The sequence below is a fragment of the Pseudoalteromonas sp. MIP2626 genome (assembly GCF_013414205.1).
GTDB classification, from domain to species: domain Bacteria; phylum Pseudomonadota; class Gammaproteobacteria; order Enterobacterales; family Alteromonadaceae; genus Pseudoalteromonas; species Pseudoalteromonas nigrifaciens.
Map to the genome: position 1 here is coordinate 24,685 of NZ_JAATTW010000008.1, position 16,405 is coordinate 41,089.

Sequence of the window (16,405 nt, forward strand, 5' to 3'; positions counted from 1 at the left end):
AATTAAGGACGCCATATGCAAGGGTTAATACCTACACTTCGCAGTAACGCACGGCGATAATGTAAATTAAACAAACACCATGCAACCGGCCCAAGTAAACCCGCTAACAACAGCCAACGCTTAACCGGCATACCCTTTTTAATCGCCTCTAAATACATAATCGCTATAAACACTGCGCTTAATAAAACAAAAATCAAAGCAATACCTAAACCTGTAAAAACAAGCCGCGTATTTTAACCATAAAATGACTATTTTTAAAGCTATGCACTTACTATTTGAATCTAAGCAATAAAAAAAGCCGAACAAGTCGGCTTTTTAATATAAATAATTAGGCGCTTACTTTTCAGCACGGCCCATAAATTTATGCTCTGCAGTATTGATACGAATACGATCGCCTGTAGAAATATGCTCAGGAACTGAAATATTTAACCCTGTAGACATACGCGCCGGCTTTGAGCGTGCACTCGCCGAAGCACCCTTAATAGATGGGTCGGTTTCTTCCACAACCAGTTCAACACTTGATGGCAAATCTAGGCCAACCGGTGCGCCATCTATTACAATAACGTGCACGCCTTGAGTTTCTTCATTTACGAACAAAATCTCTTCGCTAATCGCATCTTTACTTAGATTATATGGCGTGTAATCTTCGTTATCCATAAACACATACTCGTCACCATCAATGTACGAAAGCATAGCTTCACGACGAGTTAAATCAGCAAGTGTTAACATATCACTGTCTTTAAATGTTTCATCCACTTTGCTGCCCGTTACTACGTCGTATAAACGCATACGGTACAAACTACCACCAGCACGACCTTGTGGAACTGAGCGTACTATATCTTTTACAACTAAAACGCGACCATTAAAATCAATGGCTGTCCCTTTTTTAACTTCACTCGCCTTTGGCATGAATATATTCCTATTATTTTTGACTCTGAGAAACATACCACGAACTAGATTTTGTTCAACTAAAACTGCTTCAAAACCCCGCTATACCTTGGATTAACTCATAAAATTATGATTTTTACAAAAATACATATAATCAAACATTAAAAAAACTGTTATGGTAGTTTCATCGAGTATGACTTCAAGGAATGGATCATGGACCAACAAACTGTACATGAGTATTTAGTTAACAAACCACTAGTTAAAGTAACCCAACCTTTTTCTAAAGAAGTTGATGTTTACAAGGTAAACCATAAAATGTTTGCCACCCTTGCACTGGGTAATGATGATAATAACGACGCCAATGGCGAGCCTATTTGGTGGTTAAATTTAAAATGTGACCCCGACGAAGCACTAGCATTAAGAGATATGTTTACTGCAGTGATCCCTGGCTATCATATGAATAAACGCCTTTGGAATACCATAATACTAGATGGCACAATCCCGCAAAATGAGATTAAGCGAATGATTGATAATTCATTTGATTTAGTGGTAGATAACATGCCTGAAAAAGATAAAAAAATTATCGCCGCCCATCTTTAAATACCCCATTTTATTTTAAATACGCTTGAAGTACTTCAAGCGTATTTATTACCAATATTTAGCCCCCCCCCTAAAGCTAAATTCAAACATCCTGTTATATACCTCGATGCCAAAACACTTTTCAACACACAGCGTTTACCTTTAAATATTAGCAAGTACAAAAACCCACTTTCAAGCAGTAGACAATACTCTCTAAGGGTATGGTTTATTACTTATTCGAGTGATATTTAGTGAGTTTAATAATTTGAGTGGTTAGTAAACTTTTTAATAGGCTTTCGCTTAAATAATTTAGCCATAAAAAAACCGCATATAAAATGCGGTTTTTATTAGTAAATGCTTATTTACTTATTCTTTAGCACTTGGCGCTGCAGCATCGTCAGTGACTTGCTCTGTAGGCTCTGACTCAACTGTTGGCTCTGCGCTTGGCTGAACGGCATAAAACTTAGCACCTGACTCTGCCATTGCTACAAGCGTGTCGCAAGGGGTAAAAATTGCATTGCTACTGCCTAATGTAGACATGTCTGAGCTTATTTTACTTGCGCCTAGTTTATCCATATAGCTAAATGGTCCGCCGAAGAACGGTGGAAAACCAATACCAAAAATAGCACCAATATCACCATCACGCGGGCTGGCAATAATGCCTTCGTCTAAACAACGAACCGCTTCATTAAGCATTTGTGCAATACAACGTTTGGCAATTTCGCTTTTATTTAAACGCGGAGCTGGGGTAACGTTAAGTAGTTCATAAACTGACTCGTCAACCTTTTTGCCTTTTTTATCGTACTCATAAAAGCCACGACCAGTTTTACGACCAAGGCGTTTTGACTCTATCATACGAGTAAATGCATCGGGTGCTTTAAAACGCTCGCCTAGCTCTTTTTCTAAAATTGGCGCAATTTTAGAACCAATATCAATACCCACTTCATCAAGTAATGCCAGTGGGCCTACCGGAAAACCAAACTCAACTAAGGCTGCATCAATTTTTTCAATTGGCTCACCTGCTAGCATTAAGTTAGCTGCTTCGTTTAAGTAAGGCGCTAAAATACGGTTTACATAAAAGCCAGCGGTATCTTTTACTACAATAGGTGTTTTACCTTGTTTGCGCGCAAAATTTACCACACGAGTAATGGTCTCTTTTGAGGTGCCGGCGTGTGGAATAATTTCTACCAGTGGCATTTTCTCTACTGGCGAAAAGTAATGTAAACCAATCACGTTTTCAGGGCGCTGAGCTTGAGCTGCAATTTGCGAAATAGGTAATGACGAGGTATTACTCGCAAAAATAGTATTTTCTTGGCATTCACGTTCTACATCAGCAACCATGCCTTGTTTAAGCTCAAGATCTTCAAATACCGCTTCAATTACTAAATCTATATTTTTAAAACCGCTGTAATCGGTTGCGCCTGTAATACGGCTCATTGTTAGCTGCATATCGGCTTTAGACATAATACGGCGCTTTAAGCGCTTATCTAAAATTTTATAGGTGTAGCTCATTGCATTACTAATGCCCTGCTCTGCTACATCTTTAATACGTACCGGTACTTTAGCTTTAACGGCACTTACGTGCGCAATACCTGCGCCCATTAGTCCGCCACCTAACACTGCGGTTTTGTTAATTGCTGGTGCGTCGCCGTTGCGCCAATCTTTCTTCATTTCTGTGGTTGCAAAAAACACACTACGCAGCGCTTTTGATTCATCGCTCATTACCAGCGTTGCAAAGCTTTCAGCTTCGGTTTTATACGCTTTTAGCTTATCGAGCTCTACGCTTGCACGTACCGCTTTAATAATTAAAAGTGGCGCAGGGTAATGTCCGCCCGTTTGTTTAATGACGTTTTCTTTTGCTTTTTTAAAGATAAAGTTACGCCCAAACGGGTTTGATTCTAGCAGCTTGCTCACGGTGTCGAGTTTTGGCTCTTTAGCTGGTGCTTTGCCTTTAGCGGCAAATTCTTTCGCTACTTTTAATAGCACGCTATGTGCTACGCAATCATCTAATACACCGGCTTTTTTAGCTTGCTTTGCACGAATTTGCTTACCAGTTAGCATCCATTCTAAGCCTTTTTGAATGCCAATTATTTTAGTTAAACGCTGAGTACCGCCACCGCCAGGTAATAAACCTAATTGCACTTCTGGCAAACCAATTATGGTAATACCACTGTCGGTGCCTACACGATAATCACAGGCTAATGCAAACTCTAACCCACCACCTAAAGCAGCGCCATGAATAGCACTAACCGTAGTGAAAGGTAAGTTTTCCATGTCAAAAAATGCATGGTGACATAACTCGCTAATAGCTAAAGCATCTTCACGCTTTTGCACACTATCAAGCATTTTAACGTCAGCGCCAGCAATAAAGTTATCACTTTTACCACTAATAAATACCATGCCTTTTACAGACTGTTGTTTAGCTTCGGCTAGTAAGGCTTTTAAATCATCGGCAAAACTACTGCGCAGGGTATTCATTTTTTCGCCCTGCACATCTATAGTTACTACGGCGATTTTATTTTCATCAACCGTTAAATTAAATACTGAATCTGACATTACGCACTCTCCAATACAAAAGCTGCACCTAAACCACCTGCAGCACAGGCTGTTGTTAATGCTAAACCGCCACCACGACGCTTAAGCTCGTATAAGCTTTGCGTAATTAAGCGAGCACCGGTTGCTGCAAATGGATGTCCATAAGCAAGCGATCCACCTAATACGTTAAACTTATCCATGTTAATTTCGCCAATCGCTTTGCTGCGACCTAAGTGCTCTTGCGCAAACTTATCTGAGGCAAACATTTTCATGTTAGCGAGTGTTTGCGATGCAAACGCTTCGTGCATTTCTATTAAGTCTAGGTCGGCAAGGGTAATACCCGCTCTATCTAGTGCGATAGGCGTGGCATGAGCTGGACCCATAAGCATATCTTTTTCAACACCAATGGCTGAAAACGCAAAACTGCGTACATAACCAAGGATTTCGTAACCCAGTGCTTTTGCTTTGCTTTCGCTCATCATTAATACCGCAGCTGCACCGTCGGTTAATGGGGTGGCGTTTGCTGCAGTTACTGTACCGTGTTGGCGGTCAAATACTGGCTTAAGCTTAGCGTAGCCTTCAACCGTTGAGTTTTTACGAATGTTGTTATCTTCTTCAATAAAGCTTTTATATGGCGGTAAGTGCGCCGTCATTACTTCATCTTTTAATTTTCCATCTGCCCATGCTTGGGTTGCTAATGAATGCGAGCGATGCGCTAATGCATCTTGATCTTCACGGCTAATGTTATGTGTTTTAGCCATTTGCTCAGCAGTTTGCCCCATTGAAAGGCCTGTTGAGTACTCTGCAACCGCAGGAGGCACTGGCAATAGATCTTTTAAGCGCAACTTTGAAAATATTTTTAAGCGCTGACCTAAGGTACGCGCTTTATTTAAATCAACTAAACTGCCAGCTAACTTTTTGCTCACGCCAATGGGTAGTACCGATGAAGAATCGGCGCCACCAGCAATACCTACAGTAACAGAGCCGGCCATAATAGACTCAGCAACGTTGGCAATAGCCTGAAAACTAGTCGCACAGGCGCGTGACACTGAATAAGCATCAACCGATACCGGCATGCCAGTACCTAATACAATTTCGCGTGCTATATTTGGTGCCTCTGGCATTTGCACTACCTGACCAAATACAAGTTGATCAATTTCTGACTTGTTGAAATTTAATCGCTCAAGCATTTCGTTAACCACAAGTTTACCCATATCAAGTGCAGGTACATGGTGGAACGCAGTTGCTTGCTTGGCAAAAGGTGTACGTAGGCCGCTAACTATGGCTATACGATCGCCTTTTGGTGTTTTAAGTATGTTTTGCTCAGACATTAATTATGCTCCCGCTGACAGGTCTGACCTGTTTATTTTACTCGATTCTAAACAACCCGTGTACTAAAGCCAATAGATAAACTGAAATTTATCGATTAGTAGGCAAATAAAATTCTCTAAAACCCACTATATAAGTACTACAATAGGCTTTTTTAGACGCATTTACAAAGTTTTGTGATAGGCTAAAAGTCGTTAATAAATAACGAACTATTTTTAAAAATACAGTCTAACTCTTGAGTTATCCAATTTTAAACCTTATAACTAGGTCAGTATTTCGTACCCAAATAACTTTGGTATTATTCCAGCTGACGAGGACAGTCTATTTATTATGGCAGCTAACGCATTTTCACAATTAAAAACGTACTTAGATACACAAATTATTGGCCAGCCAGAGCTTACTCAAGCGCTACTTATTACCATTTTAGCTGACGGCCACTTATTAGTAGAAGGCCCTCCTGGCCTTGCAAAAACGCGCGCCGTAAACGCCTTAGCTAAAGGCATTGAAGGCTCGTTTCAGCGGGTGCAATTTACGCCCGACTTGCTCCCTGCCGATATTACTGGTACTGATATTTATCGCCAGCAAACCAGTGAGTTTGTATTTGAAAAAGGCCCACTGTTTCATAATCTTATTTTAGCTGATGAAATAAACCGTGCCCCAGCTAAAGTACAATCAGCTTTATTAGAAGCCATGGCAGAGCGCCAAGTAACGGTAGGTAAAAATACTTATCCGCTAAGTGAGCTATTTTTAGTAATGGCCACACAAAACCCGCTGGAGCAAGAAGGCACTTACCCGCTACCTGAAGCGCAGCTTGACCGCTTTTTACTGCATTTGAGTATAGGTTACCCCGGCGCAGAGCACGAATTAGACATACTGCGTTTAACCCGAGGCGAAGCATTAAACGAGCAACCAGCGGTAATGCAAAAAATTAGTCAAAGCGATTTATTTGCCGCTCGTAAAGCTATTTTAGGCCTTTATTTAGCACCACCACTTGAGCAGTATTTAGTGCAGCTTATTATAGCTACCCGTGAAGGTGCTAAGTTAGATGCACAACTAGGTAGCTGGATTGAGTTTGGTGCTAGCCCACGTGCCACTATTGCCCTTGATAAATGCGCCCGTGCGCATGCTTGGTTGCAAGGCCGCGATTTTGTAGCGCCCGACGATATTCAGGCAGTAGTACATAATGTACTGCGCCATCGTATTATTTTAAGTTACGAAGCCCAAGCCGATGGCATTACTAAAGATCAGGTAATTAGCCGTATTGTTGAACTTGTAGCCGTACCGTAACTTATGCAAACACCATTAGATCCCCAAGCATGGCTTGCACAAAGCCATAGCCACGGTGTTAATTTAGCGCTTAAAGAGCTGATGTATTACAAAGCCAAAGCGCAATTGCTAGAGCTGGCTCCTAAAGTAAAAATTAAAAACACCTTAACCGGGCAATACCTTGCGCCGCATAAAGGCCGTGGTATGGAGTTTGCTGAAGTACGCCACTATCAACAAGGCGACGATATTCGCTCTATTGATTGGCGTGTAACTGCGCGCACTGGCGAAACACACACTAAGCTTTTTCAAGAAGAGAAAGAGCGCCCGGTGTTTATTTTTACTGATTTTTCAAACTCGATGCTATTTGGCTCGCAGTTGTTATTAAAATCGGTGCAAGCCGCGCACATTAGCGCATTAGTTGCTTGGTCGGCCTGCCAACGTGGTGACCGTATTGGTGGCATTGTATTTAATCAGCACTCTCATTTAGAGCTCAAGCCCAGCGCCCGTGAAAAAGCGGTATTAAAGCTGTGTCATAATTTGTGTGATAGCCACCAGCAAGCCCTTAACGCAATTGACGAGCAAGCCACTAACAACTTTAGCGATAACTTAAAGCGCCTTAACCATTTGGCTAAACCCGGTAGTTTAGTGTATTTAATTTCTGACTTTAATGCCCTAGACGACGCCAGCTTTAAACAGCTCGAAATACTAAGCCGTCACTGCGAGCTAATTGGTTGCCACATAAGCGATCCATTTGAGCATCAGTTACCGGCATTTAAACAAGCCGTTACAGTAAGCGCCAATGGCCAAGACTTTGCCCTACCACTTATGGATAGTAGTTTTAGAGCGCGCTTTGCTAAAAATGCCGAACAGGCATTTAGCACACGCTTTAATCGCTTAACTAAATCGGGTCTTAATTTAATATCATTCAATGCAGCCACACCGCTTGAGCTGCAATTAGTGAGAAAATAACCATGCAAACGTCTCCACTTGATGGCCTACACGACATAATAGCGCCAAGCCAAGTAAATTGGTGGCCACTTGCCCCTGCTTGGTGGGTTATTATTGCCGTTTTGTTATTGCTGCTAAGCGCCGCAATTTATATGGCTTATAAGCGTTATAAATTTAAACAACCAAAACGCTTCGCGGTTAATTTAAGCCAACAGCACACTGATCCTCAGCAATTACATATTATTTTAAAACGCTTAGTCATTGCCTATTACGATAAACGCCTTGCTACGCAATCTACCAAGCAGTGGTGTAATACGCTTAATACACTAACCGGATTAAGTTTTAGCGAACAAGAAATTCTCAGTGTTTATAATCTTGAGCAAAACAATAGCGCGCTAGAAAATAAGTTTCGCCAAGCAATTAAGCAATTTAAGTTAAAGGAAGTGGTTAATGTTTGAATTTAGCTGGCCATGGCTGTTTATATTACTCCCCCTGCCTTTATTACTATTATTACTAAAACCGGCTGTAAACAATGCGCACACTCGACTGCGGATCCCAAGCTTTGCCAAACATAACTTAACCAGCCAAAGCGTTGAAGCTCATGCACGGCGCTTAACCCCGTTCGAGTGGGTTATATGGCTATTACTGGTAATAGCCGCGGCAAACCCTACTTGGTTAGATGATCCTATTTCAATGCCAAACGAAGGCCGCGATATAATGCTGGCGGTTGATTTATCAGGCTCTATGACCGAGCAAGACATGGCTTACAATGGCCAATATGTTGACCGCTTAACTATGGTTAAAGCGGTATTAACTGATTTTATAGAGCAGCGCCAAGGCGACAGGCTCGGCCTTATTTTATTTGGCGACACCGCCTTTTTACAAACCCCCCTTACGCGTGATGTAAAAACCGTAAGTAAAATGCTTTCTGAGGCACAAATTGGTTTAGTTGGCCGCGCCACTGCCATTGGCGATGCTTTAGGGTTGTCGGTAAAACGTTTTGCAAACAAAGATAAAAGCAATCGTATTGTGGTGCTGCTAACCGACGGGCAAAACACTGCGGGTAATTTAAAACCCGAAGAAGCCCTACTGCTTGCCCGCGATGCTGGTATAAAAGTGTATACCATTGGCGTTGGCTCAGATAATCCTCGTGGGTTTAGTTTATTTAATATGGGCGGTATGAGCGGCGACACAATAGATGAAGGGTTATTAAAACGCATAGCCGAGCAAACTGGCGGCTTGTACTTTAGAGCTAAAGATGTAGCCGGTTTACAGCAAATTTATGCCGAACTAGACAAATTAGAGCCCATTAGTGTAGATGAGCAAACCTTTCGCCCGCAAAGCTCATTATTTTACTTGCCGTTATTAATCGCTATTTTATTAATTAGCTTAAAAGTAATGTTAACAACCCTGCGCGCAATAAAGGAGCCTAACTAATGGATTTTGAATTTATTCGCCCTGCTATTTTGTGGTTACTCATACCCGCAGTTGGGTTATTTTTTGTTGCCTTAATTAAGCGCAAAAAAGCCACCAATGAGCAGCTAATTGCACCGCATTTAGCACAGTTTATTATGAGCGACGCAAGCACTAAAACTAACCAGCCACTTTGGTTACTAGCGCTATTTTGCAGCTTAGGGATTATATTTAGTGCCGGCCCCAGCTTTGAAGAAAAGCAAGTACCTGTGTTTCAAAGCAAAAACGCTCGCGTTATTGTTATGGACATGTCGTACTCTATGTACAGCACAGATATTTTACCAAATAGATTAATGCAGGCGCGTTTTAAAGCCCTCGATATGATTGATTTATTTAAAGAAGGTGACACAGCGCTAGTAGCCTATGCAGGCAGTGCTTATACCATTTCACCACTAACCAACGACGCCACTACACTTGAAAACCTAATACCTAGCTTAAGCCCAGAAATAATGCCCGACAAAGGCTCTAATGTTTTAGCTGGCCTTGATATAGCAAAAGAGCTATTAGGACAAGCCGGTTACCTAGATGGCGATATTATTTTAATAACCGACGGCATTGATCAGCAAGAGCAAAGTGAGGTGAGCACTTTTACTAAAAACACCCAATACCGATTAAATATTTACGGTGTAGGCACCGCCCAAGGTGCGCCAATTAAACTACCCGAAGGCGGATTTTTAAAAGACCACTACGGGCAAATTGTAGTGCCGACTATTAATACCAGTCAGCTAAAAAGTTTAGCTACAAACAGCGGTGGTAAATTTGCTAGTTATCAGCCAAGTAGCGCCGACATTGCTGTTTTTGCACCTAGCGCTAATGGTGAGTTGCTAAAAGATGAAAAACAAAATCATGCGCTTTGGCGTATAGACGCCGGTATTTATGGCTTGTTACTGCTACTACCTTTAAGCCTTTATTTATTTAGACGTGCGGCTTTGCTGAGTGTGTTTTTAGTGTTTAGCTTTTTACCACAACAAAATGCCTATGCCGTAGAGCTGCCCACTGTTTTAAAGAATACCGACCAACGAGCGCTTGATGCTTATAACAATAAAGATTATGAGCAAGCAATAACAGCCCAATCGAGCCAATTAAAAGGCGCTGCGCTTTATCAGCAAGGGAACTTTGAGGCCGCGGTTAATCAATTTAGTGATGATAAATCGGCAACCGGTTTTTATAACTTTGGTAACGCACTTGCTAAAGCGGGCAAGCTAGAGGAAGCAATTAATGCTTACCAACAAGCTCAAGCATTACACCCTAACTTTACACAAGCCGCAGACAACCAAGCACTGGTTGAGCAATTACTGAATCAGCAGCAAGAGCAACAAAACCAAGACGGCGGCGAATCACAAGACGGGCAAAAAAGTGATGAGCAAAACCAGCAACAAGATTCTGATGAAACCAAGCAAGATCAGCAAAAAAATTCTGAGCAAGGCGAAGCCCAAAGTGACAGTGAAAAAAACAGTGACGATAAATCGGATAAAGACTCTGAGCAAGCACAAGAGCAAGCTGATCAACAAAATAAACCTGACATGCAAGCTGAGCCGCAAAACGAGCAAAGTGAAAATCAACCAGCCGAACAGCCAAATGATAACGCTGAGCAACAAAGTGAGCCACAGGCTGCAAACGAATCTGCGCCCGACGAGCAACAACAAACTGCCGAGCAACAAGCGCAAGCAGTACAAGCCAGTGAGCTGACTAACGAAGAAAAAGAACAAGCACAGCAGCTTAATCAGTTACTGCGAAAAGTGCCCGACGATCCCGCTATTTTATTACGGAACAAAATGCAATTAGAAGCCCAAAAAAGACAATATCAACGTCGCCCCACAGGAGTAGAAAAGTCATGGTAATGCGATTATTTTGCTGTTTATTGCTATTAAGTGCGATGCCATTGATGGCTGCCACCAAACTCGAAGCCAGTGTAAATAAAAACCCAGTGTTAGCGGGTGAGTTTTTTATTCTTAATATTACAGTAGACGACACAATTAAAGATGAACAACCCGATACCTCAATGCTGTTAAAAAGCTTTGTGGTTGGCCCTACTAGCTTAAGTACCCGCACCAATATTATAAATGGCAGTATGAACAAGCAAACTACCTGGTCGGTTAAACTAATGACCCGCCGTGAAGGTGAATACACTATACCGTCGTTTACTGTTGCAGGGCTTAGCTCGCAGCCTATTACTTTAAAAGTAGCCAAGCGCGCAGCTGATGCCGATAAAAATAACGATATATTTTTAAAAACATCGCTCTCAAGTAAATCTTTGTTTGTACAAGAAGCCGGTGTTTATACGCTTAAACTTTATTTAGCCAAAGAGCTACTCGACGGCAGTTTAGGCACGCCTAGCATGGAAAATGCACAACTTAGCCAACTAGGTAAACAAACGGAAGATTATGAACTGGTTGACGGTAAACGTTACTTAGTAATTACCCGAGAGTATTTAATTCAGCCGCAAAAAAGTGGTGACTACACTATTGCCGGCCCAGCTTTTCAAGGCCGTGTGCAACAAAATTACCGCCAGTTAGAAGTATCGGCACTTGGCAATGATCAGCAAATAGAAATAAAGCCTATTCCAAGTAATTACAATGGCGCTTGGCTGCCTAGTGAGTTAGTAAGTTTAGATGAGCAATGGCAACCAGAGGATAATACTGTTGAGGTAGGCACTCCTATCACACGCACAATTACCTTAACGGCACTTGGTGTAACCAAAGAGCAACTCCCCGAAATATCAATGCCCGATATTACGGGGATCCGTAGCTACCCAGATCAAAAAGAAAATAACAATGCGGTGCGTAATGGCCGTGTAGTATCGCAGCAAATTGCCTCTTATGCTTTGTTACCACAAACACCCGGCACCTATACGCTGCCCGAAATAAAACTGCCTTGGTACAACACTAAAATAAATCGTATTAGCTTTGCCACTTTACCAGAGCGCACTATTACTGTGCTCCCTAGTAGCAATGCTGCTAATCCTGTGGTTATAAATGATTCGCAAAATACCAATAACCAAGCAGCAGGACAAAATAGTATAGATGCAACTAATCCGCTGCAAGTACAAAGCTCAACACCATTATGGTTAATAATTGTTGCTGTACTGGGCTATTTATTATGGATTGTGACTGCAATTTTTTATTGGTTAAGCCGTTCTACTCATAATGCGCATGTAGTAGCTACAACTGATAAAACGCCCGCGCTGCCTAGTTTGAAAAACTTATTACATGCAGCAAATAAAAACGATGCAAAAATGTTTTATAGCGCATTAAATATATATGCAAAAACAGTAACTAAGCAAAATATGGGCGCTATTGATACTTTATGCCGTGCTATTAATGATGCAGAACTAACTAATAACGTGATGCAGTTACAAACACAATTATACAGTAATAAAAAAACAACCAGCGATCTTACAGCTATAGTTAAATTACTTAAAAAGTATCAGGATCAAACATTAAAGTCGCAACAAGCTGTATTAAAAGACCTTTACCATTAAATTTTAATGCGTATAGGCCTTTTATTACATTAAATAATATTTAACTAAAAAAAGAACTTATGTTTGGAAATAAAAAATCGAATAATCAGGTCTTAATTGATATGGCACAAAAGCAAAAGCGCTACGAAGCCTTGGTTCATGTTTACCATAAAGAGCTTTACCGCTTTGCCTATTGGTTATGCCGTGATCCACACATTGCCGATGACTTAGTACAAGAAACATTTTTGCGTGCCTGGCGCTCGCTCGACTCTTTACTGGATCAAAAAGCAGCAAAGTCGTGGTTACTTACGATTTTACGTCGCGAAAACGCGCGACGATTTGAGCGCAAACAATTTGATTATAGCGATATAGAAGATGAATTATTGGTTGATGAAAGCAGCCACTCTTTAGACGATGAAATGGAGCAAACTGTTATTCAGCGCCAAATTGCACTCTTGCCTGATGAATACAAAGAGCCGTTATTACTGCAAGTAGTAATGGGCTGCTCAGGCGAAGAAATTGCGAATATACTCGATTTAAATAAAAACACGGTAATGACACGTCTATACCGTGCTAGAAACCAACTTAAAGAGGCTTTAAGCCGTGATGATGAGCAACTTAAAGGGGCATCAAAATAATGGATGAGCTTGAGTTTCGTCGCCGCACTATTGCGCAGCCAAACGATATTGACAATGAGCTTACCGAGTTTGCTAAAGACAACTCAGAGCGACAACGGTTTATTAACGACATGAAAGATTTCGATAAATATTTACAAAGTGCAGCTAATGACGTTCCGGTACCTGAAAACCTAGCCGAGCGAATTCTTTTAAACACCTCTTTAAAAGAAAAAGCACAGCAACAAGCGCAAATACCGGCTAATAAAAACGTTATTGCATCGCGATCGCGCTTTAAGTTTGACCGAGTACATTTAGCCCTAGCCGCTTCGTTTGTTGTTACTATAAGTGCATTCTTTTTTAGTTCTGAGCAAAATACCTATGGCGCAGGTGAGCATGCTTTAGCCCACGTTTATCACGAAATAAATTCTCTCGATAAAACACAAGCAATTAGCCTGCAAAGCGTGAATGAAAAGCTCGCCTTACTTGGCGGACAATTAAGTGAGCTACCCGGTAAAATTACTTACGCTATGTTTTGTGACTTTAAAGGGGAGAAAGGCATACATTTAGTGTTTGAATCTGACTTTGGCCCTATGACGGTATTTATTGTGCCGACTAAAAATAAAGTGTTTGAAATGGGCTCTGATGACTTTCATGATGACCGATTTGAAGGCCATATTAATAGAGGCCAACAAGCCGATACCGTATTAATTGCCAGCTTAGGTGCGCCGGTGAATATGTATAATGAACGTGTTTCTGGCGCTATTCGCTGGCTGTAACCTTGTAGCTTCTCGCACCGCTTAGACCAGCTAAGCGGTGCGCTTAATATTTAATAATTTCACTCCTGCCCCTTAAATATTACCAACCAGCCAACTGATTTTTAAAGTAAATAATATTTCTATAGGTATAATCGACACTTTATTTTATTTAAGGATTTTCATGAAGAATTTTGTCGTTATTTTATCTTTGTTGGCCTTGCTAATGACTGCAAGCTTTGATGCACAAGCACGTAAAAAGTTTGGTAGTAGCAAACGTGGTAAAACTCCAGCTACGCAACAAACCGCACAAAAGCAACAAACAGATACCAAGGCAGTTGCGCCTGCGGCAAAGCCAGCATCTAATAAAAAAGGCATTATGGCGGGTGTCTTTGGTGGACTGCTTGCTGGTGGCTTAATTGCTGCTATGTTAGGTGGTGATTTTGAAGGGTTTCAGCTGCTAGAGATGATTTTACTTGCGGGTGCAGCCTTTATAATATTTAAACTTGTTCGTGGCTTTATGCGCGCAAGGCAGTCGCCTCAACTGGCCAGTGCTGGCATGTCACAAAATGCATTTAAACAAGCACCTATTGAGCATGAACAAACAACAAGTACAGGATTTGCTAATAGTACTGCGCACGGCGACGATGTGCCTTTTAACTTACCGCCTGGCTTTGATACAAACGGCTTTTTACAAGGTGCTCGTGAGCATTACCACACACTACAAAATGCGTGGAACGAAGCTGATTATCACACTATGGCTGAGTATTTAAGCCCTGAATTAGTGGCCGAATTTAAAGCAGAGCGCGAAGCAATTACAAGCGTAGCTACTGAAGTGATGTTTATAGATGCAGAACTAGTACGCGCAGATACGCTGACTGACAAGTGGCAAGTAAGCGTACGCTTTAAAGGTAAGTATCGCGATTTAGCAGATAAACAAGAACAACCTATTTTAGAAATTTGGCATTTAGAGCGTTTAACGCTTACTGATGCACCTTGGCTGATTGTTGGCGTTGAAGATTTAATAGACGCATAGGCTCTAAATACGAGGCAAAAATAAACCGCACTAACCTAAGGTTGTGCGGTTTTTTAGTTAAATAATTTAACTAACTTGAGCTCCGGATAATAAACTTATCTCAAGCAGCTGTTTTCAGCGCTAACTGCGTTGAATTTACTTGCAATAGGCCGGCTATTGACGCGTAAATTCGCCTTGTTTTCACTGAAAACCTCTGGCTAGAGAAAATAAAATTAAATATAACGATGATTCAATATGTTAGTAAATCTCTTAACCAGAGTTCAGGTTAACTATTATGATTTACATACGTCGGCAACTGCATTTGCAAAGTATTCAATATTTGCATCACTCACGCCCGCTACGTTTACACGACTTGAGCCAACAATATAAATGCCGTACTCTTTTTGTAGGCGAGTAATTTGCTCTTTATTAATTCCTAAGAAAGAAAACATACCGTGCTGACGCTCAATAAACGAGAAGTCTTGCGCTATGTCTTTAGTCGCTAGTGTTTCTTTAATTTGTGTACGTAAACCATTTATACGGCTACGCATTTCATCAAGCTCTTGATGCCACATTTGCGTAAGCTCAGTGCTGCTTAAAATTGTATTTACAATGTCGGCACCATGCGCTGGCGGCATTGAATAAATACTACGTACAACACTAAGTAATACTGAGTTTGAAATATCAGCAGTTGCGCTGTCTTTTGCAATTAGTGAACACGCACCAATACGTTCGCGGTAAAGACCAAAGTTTTTAGAACATGAAGAACAAATAATTAACTCTTCAACTGCGTCAGCTAAAATACGTAAACCACGTGCATCTTCTTCTAGTGAAGAGCCAAAACCTTGGTATGCAATATCAACAAGCGGCGTAAAGCCCACTTCTTTTGCAAGCTCAGCAACTACCTTCCACTGTGCTTCGTTTAAATCCATACCACTTGGGTTATGACAACACGCATGTAGTAAAACCACATCGCCTTTAGGCACTTGCTTAAGCGTGTTGATCATCTCATCAAATAGTAAATCTTTATTTTCGTAATCGTAATAAGGGTATTCTTTTACTGTTAAGCCCGCTGCTTCAAATAAGCTAATATGATTAGCCCATGTTGGCGTAGTTACCCACACTGTTGCTTTTGGATTACAACGCATAATAAATTCAGCAGCAACACGTAATGCCCCAGTACCACCTGGCGCTTGCGCCGTACGTACACGGTTAGCTAGTAATGTTTTGTGCTCACCTAATAGTAAGCTTTCCATTTTTTGACAGTAATCTAAATTACCCGCTAAACCAATATAAGATTTGCTGGTTTCATTTTCTAAACGAAACGCTTCTGCTTTTTTTACCGCTTTAAGTACCGGTGTATTGCCTAGCTCATCTTTATAGACACCCACACCTAAATCAATTTTATTAGGGTTAGTATCTTGCTTATAGGCCGCCATAAGGCCAAGAATAGGATCTGTGGGTAATGGTTTTAATACTGAGAACATTGACTATCTCTTATCATTATTTAGGGGGTTGGTGTGAGCTTAAGCTTATCATAAAA

General features: G+C 41.1%; 15 protein-coding genes. 10 read left to right on the forward strand and 5 right to left on the reverse strand.

What is annotated here, in order from left to right; genetic code table 11:
* Nucleotides 1-2 precede the first annotated feature (2 nt).
* Together HC000_RS06140 and yeiP are read right to left on the reverse strand one after the other, a co-directional pair.
* A complete protein-coding gene (locus HC000_RS06140; RefSeq protein ID WP_011327659.1) occupies nt 3-197 on the reverse strand; it encodes a hypothetical protein in 195 nt (64 codons plus the stop codon).
* 139 nt (nt 198-336) lie between these two features.
* The gene (gene yeiP / locus HC000_RS06145; protein WP_011327658.1) at nt 337-909 is read right to left on the reverse strand and encodes an elongation factor P-like protein YeiP; all 573 of its coding nucleotides are present in this window, start codon (nt 907-909) and stop codon (nt 337-339) included.
* 192 nt (nt 910-1,101) lie between these two features.
* On the opposite strand from yeiP, the gene HC000_RS06150 reads away from it, so the two are divergent.
* On the forward strand, nt 1,102-1,488 hold the full coding sequence (locus HC000_RS06150; protein ID WP_011327657.1) for an MmcQ/YjbR family DNA-binding protein: 387 nt from the start codon (nt 1,102-1,104) through the stop codon (nt 1,486-1,488).
* A gap of 345 nt (nt 1,489-1,833) precedes the next feature.
* Here HC000_RS06150 and fadJ read toward each other — a convergent pair whose 3' ends face one another.
* Both fadJ and fadI read right to left on the reverse strand, forming a co-directional pair.
* A complete protein-coding gene (gene fadJ / locus HC000_RS06155; protein WP_179807226.1) occupies nt 1,834-4,023 on the reverse strand; it encodes a fatty acid oxidation complex subunit alpha FadJ in 2,190 nt (729 codons plus the stop codon).
* Nucleotides 4,023-5,333 (reverse strand): acetyl-CoA C-acyltransferase FadI, encoded by a 1,311-nt coding sequence (gene fadI / locus HC000_RS06160; protein WP_011327655.1) that lies wholly within the window; start codon nt 5,331-5,333, stop codon nt 4,023-4,025. Before fadI ends, fadJ begins: the two co-directional genes overlap by 1 nt.
* A gap of 328 nt (nt 5,334-5,661) precedes the next feature.
* Between fadI and HC000_RS06165 the strand changes: the two genes are divergently transcribed.
* From HC000_RS06165 to HC000_RS06205, 9 genes are all read left to right on the forward strand, one after another.
* On the forward strand, nt 5,662-6,618 hold the full coding sequence (locus tag HC000_RS06165) for a MoxR family ATPase (RefSeq protein ID WP_011327654.1): 957 nt from the start codon (nt 5,662-5,664) through the stop codon (nt 6,616-6,618).
* A gap of 3 nt (nt 6,619-6,621) precedes the next feature.
* Nucleotides 6,622-7,566, forward strand: coding sequence for a DUF58 domain-containing protein (locus HC000_RS06170; protein WP_086998270.1), 945 nt, complete (start codon nt 6,622-6,624; stop codon nt 7,564-7,566).
* A 2-nt stretch (nt 7,567-7,568) separates the two neighbouring features.
* A complete protein-coding gene (locus HC000_RS06175) occupies nt 7,569-8,003 on the forward strand; it encodes a DUF4381 domain-containing protein (protein WP_011327652.1) in 435 nt (144 codons plus the stop codon).
* Nucleotides 7,996-8,982, forward strand: coding sequence for a VWA domain-containing protein (locus tag HC000_RS06180; protein ID WP_011327651.1), 987 nt, complete (start codon nt 7,996-7,998; stop codon nt 8,980-8,982). The genes HC000_RS06175 and HC000_RS06180 overlap by 8 nt, the downstream gene beginning before the upstream one ends.
* Nucleotides 8,982-10,859, forward strand: coding sequence for a VWA domain-containing protein (locus tag HC000_RS06185; protein WP_179807227.1), 1,878 nt, complete (start codon nt 8,982-8,984; stop codon nt 10,857-10,859). Before HC000_RS06180 ends, HC000_RS06185 begins: the two co-directional genes overlap by 1 nt.
* Complete coding sequence (locus HC000_RS06190; RefSeq protein ID WP_179807228.1) at nt 10,853-12,499, forward strand: BatD family protein; 1,647 nt, start codon at nt 10,853-10,855, stop codon at nt 12,497-12,499. The genes HC000_RS06185 and HC000_RS06190 overlap by 7 nt, the downstream gene beginning before the upstream one ends.
* 59 nt (nt 12,500-12,558) lie before the next feature.
* Nucleotides 12,559-13,116 (forward strand): sigma-70 family RNA polymerase sigma factor, encoded by a 558-nt coding sequence (locus tag HC000_RS06195; protein ID WP_011327648.1) that lies wholly within the window; start codon nt 12,559-12,561, stop codon nt 13,114-13,116.
* Entirely contained in the window at nt 13,116-13,871 is a 756-nt protein-coding gene (locus HC000_RS06200; protein WP_011327647.1) for a DUF3379 domain-containing protein, read from the forward strand. Before HC000_RS06195 ends, HC000_RS06200 begins: the two co-directional genes overlap by 1 nt.
* Nucleotides 13,872-14,031: 160 nt before the next feature.
* Nucleotides 14,032-14,883 carry a Tim44-like domain-containing protein gene (locus tag HC000_RS06205; protein ID WP_089367937.1) on the forward strand — a complete coding sequence of 284 codons (852 nt, stop codon included), beginning with the start codon at nt 14,032-14,034 and terminating at the stop codon, nt 14,881-14,883.
* A gap of 272 nt (nt 14,884-15,155) precedes the next feature.
* On the opposite strand, the gene HC000_RS06210 is transcribed toward HC000_RS06205, so the two are convergent.
* On the reverse strand, nt 15,156-16,349 hold the full coding sequence (locus HC000_RS06210) for an aromatic amino acid transaminase (RefSeq protein WP_011327645.1): 1,194 nt from the start codon (nt 16,347-16,349) through the stop codon (nt 15,156-15,158).
* Nucleotides 16,350-16,405: the final 56 nt, after the last annotated feature.